Source organism: Frankia sp. R43 (assembly GCF_001306465.1).
Taxonomy (GTDB): domain Bacteria; phylum Actinomycetota; class Actinomycetes; order Frankiales; family Frankiaceae; genus Parafrankia; species Parafrankia irregularis.
On record NZ_LFCW01000005.1, the window covers coordinates 17,259 to 36,753 of the forward strand.

At 71.9% G+C, this 19,495-nt stretch carries 16 protein-coding genes; 4 read left to right on the forward strand and 12 right to left on the reverse strand.

Going from position 1 to position 19,495, the window contains the following annotated elements; translation table 11 throughout:
* Positions 1-119: 119 nt before the first annotated feature.
* The 6 genes from ACG83_RS21090 to ACG83_RS47625 form a co-directional block, all read right to left on the reverse strand.
* Positions 120-869, reverse strand: a complete 750-nt coding sequence (locus ACG83_RS21090) for a class I SAM-dependent methyltransferase (RefSeq protein WP_054568001.1) — start codon at positions 867-869, stop codon at positions 120-122.
* Positions 870-1,054: 185 nt separating this feature from the next.
* Positions 1,055-1,924: a sugar phosphate isomerase/epimerase gene (locus ACG83_RS21095; RefSeq protein WP_054568523.1), complete on the reverse strand. Its 870-nt coding sequence runs from the start codon at positions 1,922-1,924 to the stop codon at positions 1,055-1,057.
* 339 nt (positions 1,925-2,263) lie between these two features.
* Positions 2,264-3,538 carry a Ppx/GppA phosphatase family protein gene (locus tag ACG83_RS21100; protein WP_076827616.1) on the reverse strand — a complete coding sequence of 425 codons (1,275 nt, stop codon included), beginning with the start codon at positions 3,536-3,538 and terminating at the stop codon, positions 2,264-2,266.
* A gap of 343 nt (positions 3,539-3,881) precedes the next feature.
* On the reverse strand, positions 3,882-4,562 hold the full coding sequence (locus ACG83_RS21105) for a response regulator transcription factor (RefSeq protein WP_054568525.1): 681 nt from the start codon (positions 4,560-4,562) through the stop codon (positions 3,882-3,884).
* 219 nt (positions 4,563-4,781) lie between these two features.
* Entirely contained in the window at positions 4,782-6,026 is a 1,245-nt protein-coding gene (locus tag ACG83_RS21110) for a cell wall metabolism sensor histidine kinase WalK (protein ID WP_054568002.1), read from the reverse strand.
* A complete protein-coding gene (locus ACG83_RS47625; RefSeq protein ID WP_255354763.1) occupies positions 6,023-6,148 on the reverse strand; it encodes a hypothetical protein in 126 nt (41 codons plus the stop codon). The genes ACG83_RS21110 and ACG83_RS47625 overlap by 4 nt, the downstream gene beginning before the upstream one ends.
* A gap of 347 nt (positions 6,149-6,495) precedes the next feature.
* Here ACG83_RS47625 and phoU point away from each other — a divergent pair, with 347 nt between their 5' ends.
* Positions 6,496-7,140 (forward strand): phosphate signaling complex protein PhoU, encoded by a 645-nt coding sequence (gene phoU, locus ACG83_RS21115; RefSeq protein ID WP_054568003.1) that lies wholly within the window; start codon positions 6,496-6,498, stop codon positions 7,138-7,140.
* 127 nt (positions 7,141-7,267) lie between these two features.
* On the opposite strand, the gene ACG83_RS21120 is transcribed toward phoU, so the two are convergent.
* Entirely contained in the window at positions 7,268-8,005 is a 738-nt protein-coding gene (locus ACG83_RS21120) for a phosphoglyceromutase (protein WP_054568004.1), read from the reverse strand.
* 578 nt (positions 8,006-8,583) lie between these two features.
* On the opposite strand from ACG83_RS21120, the gene ACG83_RS21125 reads away from it, so the two are divergent.
* Both ACG83_RS21125 and ACG83_RS21130 read left to right on the forward strand, forming a co-directional pair.
* The gene (locus ACG83_RS21125; protein ID WP_054568005.1) at positions 8,584-9,018 is read left to right on the forward strand and encodes a Fur family transcriptional regulator; all 435 of its coding nucleotides are present in this window, start codon (positions 8,584-8,586) and stop codon (positions 9,016-9,018) included.
* 7 nt (positions 9,019-9,025) lie between these two features.
* Positions 9,026-10,291 carry a folate-binding protein YgfZ gene (locus ACG83_RS21130; RefSeq protein WP_054568006.1) on the forward strand — a complete coding sequence of 422 codons (1,266 nt, stop codon included), beginning with the start codon at positions 9,026-9,028 and terminating at the stop codon, positions 10,289-10,291.
* 239 nt (positions 10,292-10,530) lie between these two features.
* Here ACG83_RS21130 and ACG83_RS21135 read toward each other — a convergent pair whose 3' ends face one another.
* The 5 genes from ACG83_RS21135 to ACG83_RS21155 form a co-directional block, all read right to left on the reverse strand.
* On the reverse strand, positions 10,531-11,880 hold the full coding sequence (locus ACG83_RS21135) for a hypothetical protein (protein ID WP_054568007.1): 1,350 nt from the start codon (positions 11,878-11,880) through the stop codon (positions 10,531-10,533).
* A gap of 1,051 nt (positions 11,881-12,931) precedes the next feature.
* Positions 12,932-14,263, reverse strand: coding sequence for an ABC transporter ATP-binding protein (locus tag ACG83_RS21140; RefSeq protein WP_054568008.1), 1,332 nt, complete (start codon positions 14,261-14,263; stop codon positions 12,932-12,934).
* Positions 14,260-15,645 carry an extracellular solute-binding protein gene (locus ACG83_RS21145; RefSeq protein ID WP_054568009.1) on the reverse strand — a complete coding sequence of 462 codons (1,386 nt, stop codon included), beginning with the start codon at positions 15,643-15,645 and terminating at the stop codon, positions 14,260-14,262. Before ACG83_RS21145 ends, ACG83_RS21140 begins: the two co-directional genes overlap by 4 nt.
* Positions 15,642-16,517, reverse strand: a complete 876-nt coding sequence (locus ACG83_RS21150; RefSeq protein ID WP_054568010.1) for a carbohydrate ABC transporter permease — start codon at positions 16,515-16,517, stop codon at positions 15,642-15,644. Before ACG83_RS21150 ends, ACG83_RS21145 begins: the two co-directional genes overlap by 4 nt.
* Before the next feature lie 65 nt (positions 16,518-16,582).
* The gene (locus ACG83_RS21155; protein ID WP_076827626.1) at positions 16,583-17,590 is read right to left on the reverse strand and encodes a carbohydrate ABC transporter permease; all 1,008 of its coding nucleotides are present in this window, start codon (positions 17,588-17,590) and stop codon (positions 16,583-16,585) included.
* A 485-nt stretch (positions 17,591-18,075) separates the two neighbouring features.
* Between ACG83_RS21155 and ACG83_RS21160 the strand changes: the two genes are divergently transcribed.
* Positions 18,076-19,422: a DUF349 domain-containing protein gene (locus tag ACG83_RS21160; protein ID WP_054568526.1), complete on the forward strand. Its 1,347-nt coding sequence runs from the start codon at positions 18,076-18,078 to the stop codon at positions 19,420-19,422.
* The last annotated feature ends 73 nt before the right edge of the window (positions 19,423-19,495 follow it).

Sequence of the window (19,495 nt, forward strand, 5' to 3'; positions counted from 1 at the left end):
GCACTCGGCGGGCGGATGACGCCGCCAGTGCCGGGACAGTCGCGCTGTCGGAAGACCGACCACTCACCGCACCCGGGTCAAAGCACCCAGGTCACGACACCTGCTTCACGACACCTGCGTCACGGCACCCGCGCGACGACCAGCATCGTGCGGAACGGCTCGATGACAAGACCGTCGGGAAACGACCGGAGCAGCGAGCGACGTTCGGCGACGAGGAAGTCGTCCAGCCGGTCCCCGATCGCGGCGACGAACGACTTCGAACGCAGCCAGGTCTCGTAGAGATCCACGTCGATCTCCCGGAACCACCGGCAGGTCACGGTGACGACCTCGGCGAACAGCCCGGTCCAGCGCAGTTCCTCCGCGAAGGGCCGGTTGCGGTAGTCCCTGGTGTAGCCCGGGCTCATGGCCTCCAGGCGGTCCTGCTGGCGCTGGTACCAGTGGAACTCGTCGGCGTCGACGTCGTTCCACCACACGGCCAGCGAGCCGCCCGGGCGCAGCACCCGGGCCGCCTCCGCCGCCGCCACCGGAACCCGCATCCAGTGCCAGGCCTGCGCGTAGCTGACCAGATCGACGGTGGCGGACCGCAACGGCAGCGCCTCACCGTCGCCACGCACCACGGGCAGGCCGGGGTTGTGCCGGCGAAGGCGGTCGAGCATCACCGGGCCGGGCTCGACGGGCAGCACCTGGGCCCCGCGGGCCTGCATCGCCCGGGTCGCTATACCCGTGCCGGCCCCCACATCGACCACCCGGGCGCCGGCGACGGGCCGGCCGGCCAGCATCTCCAGATCGACGAAGAGCTGGTCCGGGTAGCCGGGCCGGGCCTGGTCGTAGGCATCCGCCAGTGGGTCGAAGAGTGATCCGGGGCTCACCCCCCGATAGTGGACCGCCGCGGCGGGTCATCGCCAACAACGCAGGCACGACCACGACCACATCATTGCCCCGCGGCCGGACCGGCATCACCGGACCGGCGTCGCGGGGCCGGCGTCACGGGACCGGCGTCACGGGACCGGCGTCACGGGACCGGCGTCACCGAACCGGCATCGCCGGACCGATGTCACCCGGCCGGCGTCACTTCGGCGGGGGCGGCGAGGTTGAGCCGGGTGAACGCGAGCGCCTCCGCGAGGTCCGCCTCCCGCTGGTCACGCGACTCCGCCCGCCTGGTGTTGATCTCGACCACGACCGTTCCCGCGAAGCCGTTGACCGCCAGCCGCTCCAGCAGCTCGGCACACGGCTGCGTGCCACGGCCGGGCACCAGGTGCTCGTCCTTGGCCAGCCCGGTCCCGTCCGCCATGTGGATGTGCGCGAGCCGGTCACCCAGGTCGTCCGCCATGGCCAGGGCGTCCGACCGGGAGACGCTGGTGTGGGAGAGGTCGAGCGTGACATGCCGGTAGCCGTCGTCGATCGGCGACCAGTCGGGCGCGTAGGCGGAGACCTCACGGCCACGGGCCCGCAGCGGGAACATGTTCTCCACCGCGAACCGGATGTCGGTCTCGCCCGCCATCCGATCGATCCCCGCGACGAAGTCGCGGGCGTAGTCCCGCTGCCAGCGAAACGGCGGGTGGACGACGACCGTCGGCGTCTCGAGGGACTCGGCCACCGAGCGCGCCCGCTGGAGCTTCGCCCAGGGGTCACTCCCCCAGACACGCTGTGTCAGCAGGAGGCACGGTGCATGAATGGCCAGGATCGGGATGCCGTGGTAGTCACGCAGCTGACGCAGTGCCTGCGGGTCCTGGCTGACGGGATCCGTCCAGACCATGATCTCGACGCCGTCATAGCCCAGGCGGGCGGCCATCTCGAACGCGGTCGCCGTCGACTCCGGGTAGGTCGACGCCGTCGACAGCGCCACGAGGCCACCGGCCAGCGGCCTGGCCGCAGGCACCTGGGGGGCCGCGACCGCGGCCACCTCCTGACGTGGGGTCACCATCAGACCCGGCAGTGGCGTGGTCGACGTGGTCGGGGCGGCCTCCACCGACGCCACGGGCGCCGACCGCCTCCTGGCACCGTTTGGCTGCACGTGGACTCCCCTGTCGCAGCTTCGGGGCACGGTGACCAGCTCGGCCAGCCGATCATCTCGGCCAGCCGACCAGCGCAGCCAGCCAGGACGGCCGCTCACGGACCTGCCCCGGACCGGTAAGGAACCGGGCCCGTCTTCCAGGCTAGGCCATACTCCGCGGACCGCCTCCCCGGCCGGGCCACGAAGATCCGTTCGCGGGCCGTCGGTCGCTGCGGCACCGGCTGGGCCGGTCCCACACCTTGACGAAGGTCATACCCCGCCGACCGGCGGCAGAGCTCGTGGGCCGTCCAGACCGGAGGTCAGCTGGTCGAGCCGGCGCAGGATCACACCCTCCCGCAGCGCCCAGGGGCAGATCTCCACCTCGTCGAGGTTGAGCAGGTCGAGCGCCTCGGACGCGACGACCGCGCCCGCGACCAGCTGGCCGGCCCGGGACGCGGACACCCCGGGCAGCGCCGCGCGCTCGGACGCCGACATGCGGCACACCCGGGCCGTGACCTCGGCGAGGTCCGCCCGGCGCAGGGACCGCCGCACATAGGTGCCGCGCCCGTACGGCGCCGCGCCGGCGATCCTGGCCAGCGAGCGGAACGTCTTGGACGTCGCGACCGCCCGGGTCGGCTCGCCCACGTGGTAAAGGGACCCGACCACCGGGGCGATCTGCGCCCGGACGTAGCGCCGCAGGGCGTTGAGCTCGGAACGCTTGGGCGGGTCGTTCTCGCCGAGCCAGTTCCTGGTCAGCCGGCTCGCGCCGAGCGGCAGCGACGCGACGACGTCCGGATCCTCGTGCATGCCCGCGCCGATCTCCAGCGAGCCGCCGCCGATGTCCAGCGCGAGCAGGCGGCCCGCGCTCCAGCCGAACCATCTGCGCACCGCGAGGAACGTGAGCCGGGCCTCCGCCTCGCCGGGCAGCACCGTCACCGCGAGCCCGGTGTCGGCACGCACCCGCGCGAGCACGTCGTCCCCGTCCGGTGCCTCCCGGACCGCCGACGTGGCGAAGGCCACCAGGTCGACCACGTTCAGGTTCTGCGCGTGCGTCCGCAGCTCGTGGATGCAGGCGGTCAGCGCGCGTTCACCGTTGTCCGCCAGCCGGCCCTCACCGTCCAGGAGCTCGACGAGCCGCAACGGGATGCGCACGCTCGCGGCCGGCTGCGGCTGGCCGCCCCGGTGTGCGTCGACCACCAGCAGGTGCACGGTGTTCGACCCGATGTCGATGACACCGAGCCGCATCGGCTCGTCACGCTGGGAGGCGTGGACCTGCGCCGGCCGGCCGCTGCCCTGCGGATCGTTCTCGACGGCGCCCCCGGGCGAGCCCGGCCCGGCGGCGGCACGGGACGAGCCCGGCGCGGCACCGACAACGGGCACGAGTGCGCGATCCTGCATCACCACCGGTGCCGGGTCCTGCGCCGACACCGGTGCCGGGTCCTGCATCGGCGCCGGCGCCGAGCCCCAGCCGACCTCGGCGGGCTCGGGGGCGTCGACCTCGCCGCCACCCGGCCCGCGGCGGGACAACGCTGGCCTCAGCCGCACCGTCGATCACCAGCCCGGTCCGCGCCGAAGCCGGCGGCCCGGCGGCCACCCGCCCCGTGATCGACTCCGTGAACGACTCCGCCGTCGCGGATCACTGCGCGAAATACCATTCCGTGACACCCCACTCCGTGACCAAAAGCCACCAAATGGTCACCCCCTGCGTATGGTGCTGCTGACGTCCCGTGACCAGTACGCCGCACAGCCGGCCAGCCCCGAGATCCGACCGGCGTGGGATCTGGCCGACCCGCGCACATGTCAAGGTAGCGGCACGCTGACCAGGCACGTTGACCAGGCACATTCACCGGGCTCGCCGCTGGCCGTCAGACGCCGGGGGAACGGCGGCTCAGGGCTCGAACTTGTAGCCCAGTCCGCGCACGGTCACCAGGTGGCGCGGGGCCCCGGGTTCCGCTTCGATCTTGGTCCGCAACCGCTTCACATGGACGTCCAGGGTCTTGGTGTCGCCGACATAGTCCGACCCCCACACCCGGTCGATCAGCTGGCCGCGGGTGAGCACCCGGCCCGCGTTGCGCAGGAACATCTCCAGCAGCTCGAACTCCTTGAGCGGCAGCGCCACCTGGTTGCCGTCGACGGTGACGACGTGCCGTTCGACGTCCATGCGCACCCGGCCGACCTCCAGGGTGGTGTCGGACACCTCCTCGGTCTCGACCCGGCGCCGCAGCACCGCGCGGATCCGGGCGACCAGCTCACGCGCGGAGAACGGCTTGGTCACGTAGTCGTCCGCACCGAGCTCGAGCCCGACGACCTTGTCGATCTCGCTGTCCCGAGCGGTCAGCATGATCACCGGAACGGTCGAACGGGCGCGCAGCGTCCGGCAGACCTCCGTGCCGGACAGCCCCGGAAGCATCAGATCGAGCAGGATGAGATCGGCGCCGCGCCGGTCGAACTCGGCCAGGGCACTCGGTCCGTCGCCGACGACCGCGACCTCGAATCCCTCCCGCTCCAACATGAACGACAACGCATCGGAGAAGGACTCCTCGTCCTCGACCACGAGCAGCCTGGTCACCGTCACGCTCCCTGTCTTTCCCGCGTCCCCGGGGTTCTCCGGGAACAAATGTCACGCCGCACGATCGCGTCGTCTCAGATTCCGGCGCCGGGAACAGGGGGCACCGGAAAAGCTGCCGGGTGAATCCGGCCGAAGGTCACGCGCCGAAAAAGATCAGTGTCCAGCATTGTGGGCTCCGTGTACGCCGAACCGGTCCGATCGGACCACGGCGGCCCCACTTCACCGTGACCCGGGTGCCGAGCCGGCACCCACGGCACCGCTCACGGCGCCCCCTGTACGGTCCTCCGCCGCCCGGTCATCGGTCGCTCGCTCGTCAGCCGAGCGGTCATCGGCCGAGCGGCCGTCCGTCGCAGCCGGATCGTCCGACCCCGACGGTAGCCGGAGCGTGAACGTCGAACCACGCCCCTCCGCACTCCAAACACCCACCGACCCACCGTGGTTGGTCGCGATGTGCTTCACGATCGCAAGTCCCAGACCGGTTCCGCCGGTAGCCCTGGAACGGGCCGGATCCGCGCGGTAGAAACGCTCGAAAACGCGCTCCAGATCCTTTTCCGCGATACCGATTCCCTCGTCCGCGACGGAGATCTCGACTATTTCCCCGACCTGCCGGACCCCCAGCACCACCCGTGTTCCGCGCGGCGAGTAGCTGATGGCGTTGTCGAGCAGGTTCGCCACCGCGGTCACCAGCTGCCCCTCGTCGCCGCGCACCCGGAGCCCGCCGGCGCCGATGACCGCGACCGAGATCTCGTGGGCCTGCGCGTTGTACCGGTTCCGGTCGACCGCCTCCGCGAGCACCACCGACACCGGCACCGGCGCCAGCTCCGGCATCGGTTCCGCGCCCTGCAGCCGGGACAGATCGATGATCTCCTGGACCAGCCGGGCCAGGCGGGCGGACTCGTGCGTCATCCGCGAGGCGAAGCGACGCACGGCGACCGGGTCCTCACTGGCCTCGCTGACCGCCTCGGCGAGCAGGTGCAGTGCCCCGACGGGCGTCTTGAGCTCATGGCTGACGTTGGCGACGAAGTCGCGCCGCACGGCCTCCACCCGCCGCGAGTCGGTGATGTCGTCGAGCAGAACCGACACGTACCCGCTGTCACCGAGCGGCCTGGCGTAGGCCCAGACCGCGAGTGCGGTCTGGTCGGGCCGGGCCCGGGTCAGCGGCGGCTCGGGCACCGGCGGAAGATCCAGCTGGCGGTTGCGTTCCGCGCCGGCGAGCCGGCAGGCCGTCACCAGATCGGCCACGTCCGGGACGCCGAGCTGGTCCCCGGCCACGACACCCATCCGCCGGGCGGCCGAGTTGACCAGCACGACGACATTGGTGTTGTTCACCACAACCAGCCCGGAGGGCAGCCCGGCGATCACCTGCCGGACCAGCGCGGCCGGCAACGAGTGCGGACCGGTCGCCCCCGCGCGCACCGCCGCGGCGCCGTGACGGTCTTCCGGGTCGGGCCGGGTCACGGTCACCTGGCCGACCCCGCCACGCCGGTCAGCCGCGCCGCGCCAGTCAGGCCCGCGATGCCGGTCAGCCGCGTCGTGCCGGCCAGCCCCGCCATGCCGGTCAGCCGCGCCGTGTCGGTCCGCTTCATCGTTCCGCCACCCCACAACATGAACGTTTCACGAGGCCGGGTCCCACCATCAGGGATGCCCACCCGGGCACACGGGGCACAACTGTCGCGAAACAAGAGGTGACCAGCAGTCATCGCGACGCCCGACCTGTCCACCACGTGCCGAATGCTAGGCCTCGCCAGGTCGTTTGTGCTTTGCCATGAGTTGATTCACTGCCGATGGTCGCCAGCTGTTCATCCGGCCTATCGTCGATGTTCACCGTGCGGCGAGGGCTGCGCATCATCGTCGGACGTCAGCCCCCCGAGGCCCACCGGCCAACTGTGATCGAATGGTGCTCCGGACCTCGCCTAGTTGTAAGGAGCCGTCTGTGCGGGACGTCTTCCAGGAAGAACTGGACAGCATCAACCGGTCACTGATCGAGATGACCAACCTGGTCGCGTCCGCGATGGCCCGGGCCACCACGTCTCTCCTGGACGCTGACCTTCAGCTCGCCGAGAACGTCATCAGTGCCGACGAGACCGTCGACCTGCTCCGCAACGAGATCGAGGAACGCGCCTTCGATGTGATGGCGCGCCAGGCCCCGGTCGCGACCGACCTGCGCACGATGGTCACCACGCTGCGCATCGTCGCCGACCTGGAGCGGATGGGCGACCTCGCCCTGCACGTCGCCAAGGTCGCCCGCCGGCGCTACCCGGGGCGCGCGGTTCCGCCCGAGCTGCACTCCACGATCCTGCAGATGGGCCAGGTCGCCCAGCGAATCGTCGCCAAGGCCGGATCCGTGATCGCCAGCCGTGACACCGAGCTCGCGAAGGAGCTGGAGGCCGACGACGACGCGATGGACGGGCTGCACCGCGCCCTGTTCCACGTGCTCATCGAGAAGCCCTGGCCGCACGGCATGGAAGCCGCCATCGACATCACCCTGTGCGGGCGCTACTACGAGCGGTACGCGGACCACGCCGTGTCGGTCGCCCGGCGAGTGATCTACCTGGTCACCGGAGACATGACGGCCTGACCGGCTTCGGCCGGTCGGCCCAGGCCGACCGGCCCAGGCCGGCCAACGCGGCTGGTCCAGCCGGCACGGATGAGCTGACCGGCCCCGCAGGGCAGGCCAGCTCCGCGCGTCCGCTTTCGGTGCGGTGCTACTTCTTCTTGCCCTGCGCCGCGACCGCGGCGGCCGCGGCCTCGGCCGCCTCCGGGTCGAGGTAGCCCGAATCCACCACCTTCAGCTCCTCGTCCAGCTCATAGCGCAGCGGGATGCCGGTGGGGATGTTCAGACCCGCGATGTCGGCGTCGGAGATCCCGTCCAGGTGCTTCACCAGCGCCCGCAGCGAGTTGCCGTGCGCGGCGACCAGCACCGTGCGCCCGGCGCGCAGGTCGGGAACGATCGTGTCGTACCAGTAGGGCAGCATCCGGATGACCACGTCCTGCAGGCATTCGGTGAGCGGCACGACATCCGGTGCCAGGTCGGCGTAACGCTCGTCGACACCGCTGACCTGCCCGGGCTCGATGACCGGCGGGGGCGTGTCGTAGGAACGGCGCCAGAGCATGAACTGCTCCTCGCCGTACTTCTCCAGGGTCTCGGCCTTGTTCAGCCCCTGCAGGCCGCCGTAGTGCCGTTCGTTCAGGCGCCAGCTGCGCCGGACCGGGACCCAGTTCCGGCCGGCCGCGTCCAGGGCGAGCCACGCGGTGCGGATCGCACGGATGAGCAGGGAGGTGTGGACGACATCCGGCAGGACACCGGCCTCGCGGAGCAGCTCACCGCCCCGTGTCGCCTCCTGCAGGCCCTTCTCGGACAGATCGACGTCCACCCAGCCGGTGAACAGGTTCTCGCGGTTCCAGGTGCTCTCGCCGTGGCGGAGCAGGACGAGCGTCGGCATAGGTGAATCCTGCCCGCTCGGCACACTCCTCGGCCAGTGACCCCCACTCACGGCGAGTGCGCCGGACGCCACGAGATGTGCGGGCTGGCGGCACGGGTGGACGGTGTGGGTGGTGTGGGTGGTGTGGGTCGTGCGGGCGGCGGGCCGGGGGGAGCGCCCGGCCGGGGCGTCCACCCGGTCCGGAAAAGCAGTGACCCCCGGGTGCTCCACCCCGCCCAGGATGGGAGGGATGGGCCGTCGGGACTGATCGACGGCACCCGGGGGTCCGGTGTCTGCCTGGTACTCGCCGGTGCCGGTGCCCGAGGGCCACCCGGCAAGAGGGTGAGGACCACGAGACCGGCTAGCGGACAGTCACCTCACGAGTCCTATGTGCATACAAAGCTTGGACCACCTCCCTTCTCGTGTACCGGGAACGCTACGCGCGCAGCGGGGGCCGCCGCAAACTGTTTTTTCGAGATGATCGCCGCTCTCGCGCTCCGTGGTGGCGCTCGGTGGAGGCGCTCCGTGATCGCGCTCGCGCCCCGGGGCCGCGACCGCTGCGCCCCGACCGCTGCTGTGATCGGACTTAGACTCGAGATATGACAGCCCACGTCGACGACTGGCACACCCGGTTGCGCGCGAGCGGTCACCGGCTCACCCCGCAGCGCCAGCTCGTGCTGGAGGCCGTGGCGAAGCTGGGGCATGCCACGCCGGAGGCGATCGTCCACGAGGTCCGGCAGACGGCGAGCGCGATCAACATCTCGACCGTCTACCGCACGCTCGACCTGCTGGAGGAGCTCGAGCTCGTCTCGCACGCGCACCTCGGGCACGGCGCGCCGACCTACCACGTCACCGGGGTCGATCCCCATGTGCACCTGGTGTGCGGCAGTTGCGGGTCGATTCGGGAGATCTCGCCCGACCGGCTGGCCGCCGTCGTCAGCGAGCTGCGATCGGAGCTCGGCTTCGTCGTCGACATGGCCCATCTGACCTTGGCGGGCCGGTGTGCGGAGTGCACGGCCCTCGGCCGGCGTTGAAGGAGTCATGAGTACCGACACCCAGGACCTCCGTCCGGCCCCGGCCTCGTCCCCGCTGCTCGGGCGTCCCGGTGCCGTCGCAGCCCCCGAGCCGGACACAGCCGTCGCGGCGCACTACGGCGATCCGCTGCGGGAGCAGCGACTTGCCGCCACCGGGGCCGCGCTGGTCGACCGCTCCAACCGCGAGGTGGTGCGGATCACCGGCGCGGACCGGCTGACCTGGCTGCACAGTGTCACCTCGCAGCACCTGTCCCAGCTCGCGCCGATGCATGGCACCGAGGCGCTGGTGCTCTCGCCGCACGGCCACGTCGAACATCACCTCGTGCTGGCCGACGACGGCACCGCCACCTGGATCGACGTCGAGCCCACGACCGCCCCCCGGCTGCTGGCGTTCCTGCAGTCGATGCGCTTCCTGATGCGGGTCGAGCCGGTCGACGTCACCGCCGAGGTCGCGGTGCTGTCCCTGACCGGTCCGCGTGCCGACGAGGTCGCGGCGGCGGTGTTCGGGCCGGCGGCCCTGCCGGCGCCGCTGGCCGGCACCGGCACCGGCGGTGCCACCGGTGCCGTCCCGCGCACGAGTGCGGGAGTGGTGACGTCAGGCCCCTACCCGGTCAGCCACGCGGCGCCGGCGGGCACGCAGGCCGCGCCGGATGAGCAGAGCGCGTCGAATGCGCTGAGTGCGCCGGATGCGCTGGCGGGTGGCCGGCTTCCACTGATTCGCCGGATGCCGCACGGGCTGGACCTGCTCGTCGCCCGCTCCGATCTCGCCGCGACCGCCGACCGGCTGACGTCCGCCGGCGCCGCCCTCATCGGGCTGAGCGCGTTCGAGGCCCAGCGGATCGCGAGCCGCCAGCCCCGGCTGAACCGGGAGACAGACCACCGCACGATCCCGCACGAGGTCGGCTGGCTGGCGTCCGCCGTGCACCTGGACAAGGGCTGCTACCGCGGTCAGGAAACCGTGGCGCGGGTCCACAACCTCGGCCGGCCGCCGCGCCGACTGGTGCTCCTGCACCTGGACGGCACGGTCGCCGCCCCGGGCTGCCCGGTCACCGCGGCCGGGCGGACCGTCGGGTTCGTCGGCTCGTCCGAGATGCATCACGAGCTGGGCCCGATCGCGCTCGCCGTGGTGAAGCGGTCCGTCGCGCTCGACGTCCCGCTCGTCGTGACCGATCAGGACGGGGCTCAGGTCGCGGCGGCGATCGACCCCGATGCCGAGCCGGAGCAGCCGAGTCGCCCGGCCGGGCGACTGCACGGGCCGGGCAGCGACGGCTGACCACTCCGCGGCAGGGGCGGTCTGACGGCGCCCGCAGCCGTGCACGCGCCGGCAACCACGGCCGCGAGCAACCCCACAGCCGCGGCTGCGGGTGCGGCTGCGCGGGCCGCCGGTCGCGGGCGGGTGGGGGCTGGCCGCGGGCGGGTGGCAGCTGGCAGCGACGGCGCGCCACCCCCGGCCAACGGCCCGAGCCGCGGAACTGGCTCGGGCGCCAGCAGAGGATGGCACGCCGTCGCTGCTCAGGCGGTACGGGCGAGCAGCTGGTCCAGTTCCCGGGCCAGCGGGTCGGCCGAGTGCCGCCGCAGCCGCCGGCGGACCTCGTCGGCCCGCCGGCTGTTCCGCTTCGAGCGCGTCGCCTCCAGCATCGGCACCGCGTCCTTCGCGAGCTCGCAGCCGAGGTCGAGGTTGCCCAGGTCGATCTGGACCGCGGAACGCCGCAGCAGATAGGTGGCACGGTCGCGGGTCCGCTGGTGGGAGTGGATTGCCAGCGACCGCTCCAGCCAGCGATCGGCGTGCACGAGGTGGCCGAGGTCGATGTAGCAGCTTCCGACCTGGGCCTGGTACTCGGCCTCGTCGAAGTAGGCGGACCAGGCCGGGTCCTCGGCACGTGCCTCGAGGAACGCCGCCTCCGCGCAGGCGAGCGCCTGGGCGCAGGCGCTGGACTCGCCGAGCGCCGCGTGGGCACGTGCCCGGCGCATCTGCAGCATCGCCGCGACCCGCCCCGGCGCCCGCCGCGCGCTCGCGACCGCGGCCTCCGCCAGGTCCACGGCCTCCCGCGGCCGGGCGAAGTCGACGCACTGCAGGGACATGTTCTTCAGAACGTTCGCCCCGAGCAGCCGGTCCCCCGCGGCGTGCGCGGCGTGCAACGCGGTGACCCAGTACCGCTGTGCCGCCGTCTGGAAGCCCGCGTCGAACGAGACCCAGCCGGCGAACCGGGCGAGCTCGGCGGCGACCAGGTGCAGATGGCGGCCGATCCCCTCGGTGTAGGAGCCGCGGGCGAGCAGGTCGGCGACCACCCCGAGCTCGGCGTCGACCAGGCGGCGGACGCTCTCGCCACCGAGCCGCTCGTCCATCACCCGCAGGCCCGGGATGTTGTGCTCGATGCGGTTGACGATCTGCTCGTCGACCCGGCCGCCCGCGAGCGCCGCCTGCATCCGGGCCGGTTCCAGGCCGAGCCACTCCGCGGACAGGGAGGCGACACCGGTACCGGTGATCGTGAGGAAGCCACGCCGGTCGGTCAGCGCGTCCTCGACGACGTCCATGAGAGCGGTGACGCTGCCCGAGGACGTCCACGGGTACTCGGTGCGTACCGCGTCACCGGTGGGCAGCCAGGCCGGCCACGGGTGGGATTCCAGCCGGTCGGCCGGCACGCCGAGCTCGGCCGCGAGCGCCAGCTGGGACACCCGGTCGGGGACGACCCCGCGGTGCTCCCACCGCCAGACTTTCTGGCGTTCCGCGGCCATGTTCGCGACGCCGAGATCTCGGGCGCGACGCGCGACGACGCGGGCAAGCCGTTGGTAGGACCACCCACGCTGCGCGCGGACGAAGGCCAGTGGGTGAGTGCAGGCATGGGCGTTATCCGTCAGCATCGGCGCATCTCCTCTGAGTCCCTGACACAGTCGATTGCGTGACCAGCTCGCAACGCTATGTCGCGACATCTTTGTGACCCAGGGGTGTGGAGAGTGCGATGTGCGCAGAGAGGTCACACACGGACCACTTCAGCGCTGTGATTGCACGCTTCGCGCATCAACCCGCGTGCGACGATGCCCGGCATCGTCCCGCAGAAGCGAGATGCAGCCCATCAGCGGACAAGTCCGACGACGGCCCCACCATCGGATGCGCCCGAGAAAGTCGGGTGACACACCCGCAGCACCACCAAGTTCCCCGGCCGGGAACGGCGTGCCGAGCAAACCGGTGCAGTTGTTCCCGCCAGCCGCACGCCAAGCCGGCCGTGACACGAGAAAGCCACCTTTGCCCGGAATAAGCCTTCCGCATCGAAGGACCGACCGACAGGGGCAAAGGTCCATCCCCGAGCCCGCCGACAGGCACTTCAAGCAACGCGTGATCTCCACAATAACTCCGGAACATAAACTCGAGTCGGAGGAGCTCCGGGGCGGGCCAGACGTTCGGAGCAGGCCGCGCGGGCGAGGTCCGCAGGGCTCGCACCGCACGAAACGCACGGCTGGACGCACGAGCGCGGCGACCCGGCCGGACGAGTCCTCAGAGTGGTGATTCAGGTCACACCGGAATCCATGGACGTGACGCAGAGTCCCGAGCACAGCAGATTCGGGGCTGTCGACATCGGCCTGCCGCCCCACGTCCGCCCGGCCACACTGCCGCCCTGCCGCGCTGCCGCCCTGCCGCGCCGCCGGGGAGGCCGTACGGCGCCAGGCGATTACCGACAAAGCTCATAAAAGGGGCACGGGTCACCTGACGATCGACAAGAAGTGCGGATTTTGGTCGTTCCAACAGCCAAAATCCTCAAGGCTTGCCAGCCAGCAAGGCCAACGCGAAGCTCACGATTCCGCGACGGGCTGCGGGGACGACACAAATCCGCACTTCTTGCTGATTACCAGGCGGCCTTGCGCCCCTTTTGCTCCTCCTGATCGAACCGGTCCACGGATCAGGACGTCATCGACGTCAGGACGGCTGCCGAGCGGCGGGAACGGGAAGGGAGCGGCCGTCGGCCCCGAAGCACAGCAACGCCGAGGCGGGCGCGGTCACCGTCACGACCTCGTCCGGCACCACCGGGACGCTGACATCCACCCGCAGGCCGAGCATGCCCGCCGCGGACCGCACGAACATGGTCCGTTCCGCGCCGAGCCGCTCCGCCACGACAACCTGCCCGTGCAGGCTCAACCCGCTGTCCGGCGCGTCCGGACCGGCGCCGTGGGCCGCCCTGTCCGCCGCCCGACCGGCCGCACCGGCCGTATCACCGGCACCACCAGCCGCACCACCGGCAGCCTGGCCGGCAGCTTCGCCCGCCGCCCGGCCTCCCGCACCGCCGGCCGGCTGACCTGTCACCTCACCGGTCGACACCGCCGGGGCACCCGGGCCGGCGGACGAGCCGGGGACCTCCCGGGACGTCCCCGGGGAATCCCCGGCTCGGACCAGCCGCAGGTGCTCCGGTCGAACGCCGACGGCGACCGCGGACGACGGCGCCGCCACGGAGAAGCCCGGGCCGTTCAGACGGCCCTTGGCCCACGTGCCCTCGAGCACGTTCATCGGCGGACTGCCGACGAAGGTCGCCACGAAACGGGTGGCCGGCAGGTCGTAGATCTCGTCGGGCGTCGCGATCTGTTCGATGGCGCCCTGGTTCATGACCGCCACCCGGTCCCCGACGGCCATCGCCTCGGCCTGGTCGTGGGTGACGAAGACGGCCGTGGTGCCGAGCTGGCGCAGCAGGTCGACGATCTCCACCCGGAGCTCGACCCGCAGCTTCGCGTCGAGCCCGGACATCGGCTCGTCCAGCAGGACGACCCGGGCCCGGGTCGCCAGCGCCCGGCCGATCGCCACCCGCTGGCGCTGGCCGCCGGACATCTGGGCCGGCCGGCGGCGGGCCAGCTCCGCGATGCCGAGCATGCGCAGCGTCTCGTCGGCACGTGCCCGCGCCGCCGCGCGTGACATCCCGCGGCCGTAGCGCAGCGCCAGCACGAGATTGTCCAGCGCGGACAGGTGCGGATAGAGCGCGTAGTGCTGGAACACCATCGAGACGTCCCGCTGGTGCGGCGGCACCCCGAGCTGGCTGCGGCCGTCGAAGCGCAGCTCGCCGGTGGTCGGCTGCTCGAGGCCGGCGAGGATGCGCAGCAGGGTCGACTTGCCCGAACCGGACGGGCCGAGCAGGGCGACGATCTCGCCCGCGGCGATCGTCAGGTCAACGCCCGCGAGCGCGCGCACGGAACCGAAGTCCCGGCCGATGCCGACCGCGTCGACCTGTGCGCCCGGGGTGGCGATGACCGCGTGTGTCGTCACTGGTTGAAGCTCTCCGCCTCTGCCTGGGCCGCTGCCAGGGTCTGGTCGATGTCCGCACCGCCCATGATGCGCACGACCTGGTTGTTGATGGCCTGCGGCAGCTCCGGGCCGCGGGCGCCGGCCCAGGACGGTGGCGCGACCAGCGACGGTGCCAGCTCGTTGAACGCGGTGAGCTGGGGGTACTGGCGGTAGAACGGCGCCAGCCGGGCCAGCGCGTCGGAGTCGACGGGCAGGTAGCTCAACGACTCGGTGCTCGCCGCGACGACGTCCGGGGCGAGCAGGGCGACGACCAGCTCGGTCGCCATCTCCCGCTGGCACCGGTCGGTGGCGAGCACGGTCAGCGCGTTGCCGCGGGCCACCGGCGCCTGCCTGCCCGCGGGCAGCGTGGGGAACGGCACCGCACCGGCCCGGAAGCCACGCGTCCCCTGGTCCTGGATGAACTTCAGCCCGCCGGCGAGCGACTCGACCGTCATCACGGTCATCGCGGTCTCCTTGCGGTACCCGAAGCGGAGCAGGCCCTGGTTCGTCGGATCGGTCGACTGTGGTCCGTAGGTGGCGGCCTTCGCGAGGAACTGCGCCGCCTCGCGGGCCTGCGGCGTGTCCAGCCGGGGCCGGCCGTCGTCGCCCTGGATCGGCGCGCCCTTGGAGCTGGCGAGGGTGTTCAGCACCCATTGCCCGAACTGCTGGCCGGTCGGGATGTCGATGGGCTGGACGTCCTGCCCGGACGTCCTGATCTTCTCGGCCGCGGCGAGCACTCCGGCGGTGGTCGTGAGCGAGCCGGGATCAACCCCGGCCTTCTCCAGGACGTCGAGGTTGTAGACCAGCGCCAGGGTCGAGACCTGCTGGGGTATCCCGATCTGGCGACCGCCGATCTGGCCGAGCCCGACCAGCCGCTGGTCGTAGGAGGCTCGCAGCAGCCGCGGCGACACCTCCTGCGCACCGAGCCGCCCGGCGAACTCCGGCAGCAGGTCGAGGCCGGCGACCGCGACGTCGGCCCGCTGGCCGGCGGCGGAGTCCGTGCTCAGCTGCTGGGCCAGCCCGGCGTAGCTGGTGGCCGATGTGACGAGCTCCACCGTGAGCCCCGGATGCGCCTTCTCCATGGCGGCCTTGCCCGACCTGGCGACGTTCTCGAGGTTCTCGATCGTGTACAGCCGCAGGGTTCTGACCGCGGCGGCGCACTGTGACGACGCCTTCGAGCCCGTCGCGTCGTCGACCCCGGTCGTCGCGGAACGCGCCGTCGGGCCGAGGCTCCGGGCCGGATCAGGCGGTGCCGAGCCGCCTCCGCCGCAGGCGGCGAGGGTGAGCAGGGCCGCCACGGCGACCGGCACCGCGCGTCGGCCACGGCGAGTTCGACCGCGGGGAGTTCGAATACCAGTGATCATGCCGCCTGCCCCGTGCCCGAGATCCCCGCCGACAGCCGCCGCTGGGCGACGACGAACACGAGCAGCGTCGGCAGGCTGATGATCAATGATCCCGCGGCGAGCTGGGCGAAGTCGGGAAACGCCGAGTTCTTCGTGGCGAGGCCGGCCAGCGCGAGCGGCGGGGTGGCGATGTCGGGCGACCGCGCGACCAGCAGTGGCCAGAGGTACTCGTTGAACGAGAGCAGGAAGCTGAACACGCTGACCGTGGCGATCGCCGGTGCGCAGAGCGGGACGATGACCAGCCGCAGGGTGCGCCAGGTCCCGAGCCCGTCCATCCGTGCCGCTTCCAGCACCGACGCGGGAATCGTCGTCATGTACTGACGCAGCAGGAAGATCGCGGCGGCATGGCTCATGAACGGGAGGACCAGGCCGACCCGGGTGTCGGCGAACCCGAGCGCCGAGATCGTCACATAGTTGGGGACAGCCGTGACCTGCGGTGGGACGAGCAGGGTGGCGAGCACGACGCCGAAGAGCACCGAACGGCCACGGAACGGCACCCAGGCGAACGCGTACGCCGCCGGGATCGCGGTGATCAGCTGCAGCGCCAGGATCGCCAGGCTGACCAGGACACCGGTGACGAGCGCAGGCCCCAGATCGGCCGCCGTCCAGGCGTTCTCGAACGAGTCGAAGCTGACCGAGGACGGCAGCGGGTTGGACGAGAACGTGAGGGCGTTCTGCGGTGGGCCCAGGGCCGTGCGCAGCATCCACACGAACGGGAGCAGTGCGGCGGTGACACCGACCGCGAGAAACGCGAACCGGCCCGTCGTCGACACCACCCGAGCCGGGCGCAACGACGGGCTCACCACCGCTCCGGTGCCCGCGCCCGAACCCACACTCGACCTCGCTCTCACCCTCGGCCTCGCCCTTGCTCTCGCGCCCGGGCCCGCATCCCGGCCCGTCACGATCGGCGTCCTTCCGCCGCGGAGGCAGCGCCGGCGGAACCCGCCCCGGAGGTCGCGGGGACGGTGACAGCCGGTGTCGACGCGCCGGCGTCAGTGCCCGCCGCGGCGTCCTCCCGGGCCGTTCTGAGCCGGCGGCCCAGCAACGCGCCCGCGGCGCCGAGAAGCACCACTGCCACCAGCAGCAGGAGAGCGATCATCGACGCGTAGCCGATCCGGTAGGAGCCTTTGAAACCGACCTCATAGATGTAGTAGATGATCGTGGTGCTGGAGTCCAGCGGTCCGCCTTCGGTCAGCACCGCCACCGTCTCGAATGTCTGCAGTGTCAGCACGGTGACGAATACCGCCAGGAACACCGTCGTCGGAGCCAGCAGCGGCAGGGTGATGTGGCGCAGCCGGGCCAGCCCACGGATCCCGTCCACATCCGCCGCCTCATGGACGGACCGTGGAATCGCGGTGAGCCCCGCGAGGTAGACCACGAACACCAGGCTGGTCAGGCGCCAGCCACCGACGAGCGCGACCACCGGCAATGCGGTGGCCTTGTCACCCAGCCAGTCCACCGGGTCGATACCGACGACCCCGACCAGGGTGTTCGCCAGTCCGTCCGGGTTGCTGTCGAAGATGTATTTGAAGACCACGGCCATCGCGACCATGTTCGCGCTGGCCGGCAGAAAGAGCGCGAAGCGGACCAGCGGGCGGCCCCGGGTGACCCGCTCCGCCGCCAGCGCCAGCAGCAGGCCGAGCAGCACGGACGGAATAACCGTCAGCAGGCAGTAGACGAGGGTGTTACGGACAGCGCGCCCCAGATCCGGGTCTGCCAGCGCTTCCCGCAGATTCGCCGTCCCGACCCAGTGGAAGTCGAGACCGGTCAGTTTCTTGTCGGTGCCGGCCACGAAGGCGGACACAAGTGCCGGCCCGATCACGAACACGCACAGCCCGACAAATGCCGGCGCGACCAGTGCGGCCGCCCGCCAGCCATCCCGTCCGGCTCCCGTACCCTCCGCCACGGTTATGCATCTTGGCCCCGGCCGGAGCGACACGCACGCACCGGGGTGTGTGGAAATCATGAACAGCCCGGGTCATTCCCACCACAGCCTGGTGAGGCGCGGGCAGCAGGGGCAGCGCCGGTGCCGGCGTGACGCTGCTCGCGGCACCCGCCCACACCGCCAGGCCACCGCCGGCCCCTACCGCCGGCCCGCAACCAAGTCCGCAGCCGAGTCCGCAACCGCGCCACCGCCAGGCCACCGCCGAGCCACCGCCAGTCCACTCGCAGGCCCGCAGCCAGGCCTGGTTGCAGGCCACCGCCGGGCGCCCGAACGCCGCCAGGCCACCGGGCCGCACGGGTGCCGCGACGCGCGACGCGCTCGCCGCGACCACGGGCTCCGGCGGGCCCGACGCGGCCGGCGGCACGGCGCGCGGGCGCTGCGCCAGATCCGGTGCCCGCCGACGGTCCCCTTCTGGCCGAATGCCTGCAACAATGACAGGCATCTTGATGTCGATCTTCGGGAACGCGATGAGTGACCGCAGCGACGGCGGACGCGACGACAGCGCACGCCTGGGCACCGGGCCTGATGCGGCTGCCCGCCACCACGACGGGGACGGACGTCCCGGCGGAACCGGCGGCAGCGACCAGGTAAGCAACGACCAGAGCGAATGGGGCCGAGTCTCGTCCGACGGCACGGTCTACCTCCGCACCGCCGAGGGCGAGCGGGCGGTTGGTTCCTGGCGCGCGGGCAGTCCCGAGGAGGGGCTCGCCCACTTCCGCCGGCGGTTCGACGACCTGGCCGCCGAGGTGGTGCTGCTGGAGCGGCGGCTGACCGTCAGCGGCGTCGACCCCGCCGGCATCGCCGGCAGTGCCCGGCGGCTGCGCGACGGGCTGGCCGAGGCGGCCGTGGTCGGTGACGTGGGCGCCCTCGCCGCCCGTCTCGACGCGGTCCTGGCCGCGACGGACGTCCGGCGCACGGAGCTCGCGGCCCAGCGTGCCCAGCGGGTGGCCGCCGCCGTCGCGGCGAAGGAGGAACTGGTCGCCGAGGCGGAGCAGCTCACCCGCAGCTCCGAGTGGAAGGCGACCAGCGAGCGCTTCCGCACCATCGGCGAGGACTTCCGCGCGATCACCGGTGTCGACAAGCGAACCGACTCGGCGCTGTGGCGGCGGATCGCGGTGGCCCGTGACGAGTTCACCCGCCGCCGAACCGCACACTTCGCCGCGCTCGACACCCAGCGCACCCGCTCCCGGGAGCGCAAGGAAGCGATCATCGCCGAGGCGGTCAGCATCTCGGGCTCGAGCGACTGGGGTGCGACGACGGCGCGTTACCGGGCGCTGATGGTCGAGTGGAAGTCGGCCGGGCGGGCCGCGAAGGATGTCGACGACGAGCTGTGGAACCAGTTCCGCGCCGCGCAGGACGCGTTCTTCAGCCGGCGCAACGCCGTCAACGCCGAGCGCGACGCGGAGCTGCGGGTCAACCAGGCCAGCAAGGAGGAGCTGCTCGCCGAGGCGACCGCGCTCGACCCCGCGGACGTCGAGCGGTCACTGCGCCGTTACCGGGAGATCCAGGACCGTTGGGATGCCATCGGGCATGTCCCGCGTGACGCTGTGAACAGCCTGGAGCGCCAGCTCAGCGCCATCGGCGACAAGCTGCGTGAGGCCTCGGACGCCCGCTGGGACCGGCGGGAGATCGAGGAGTCACCGTTCCTGCGCAAGCTGCGCGAGTCGATCACGAAGCTCGAGGCGAAGCTGGAACGGGCCCGGGCCAACGGGCGGGCCCGCGAGATCGCGGAGGCCGAGAGCGCGCTGGCCACCCAGCGGGCCTGGCTCGCCCAGGCCGAGCAGCAGAACTAGCCGCGCTTCCTTCGCAGGTGCGTGCAGCGGTGCTGCGGCGGGCTCTGCCGGCCGACCTGGGCGGGCGAGTCCG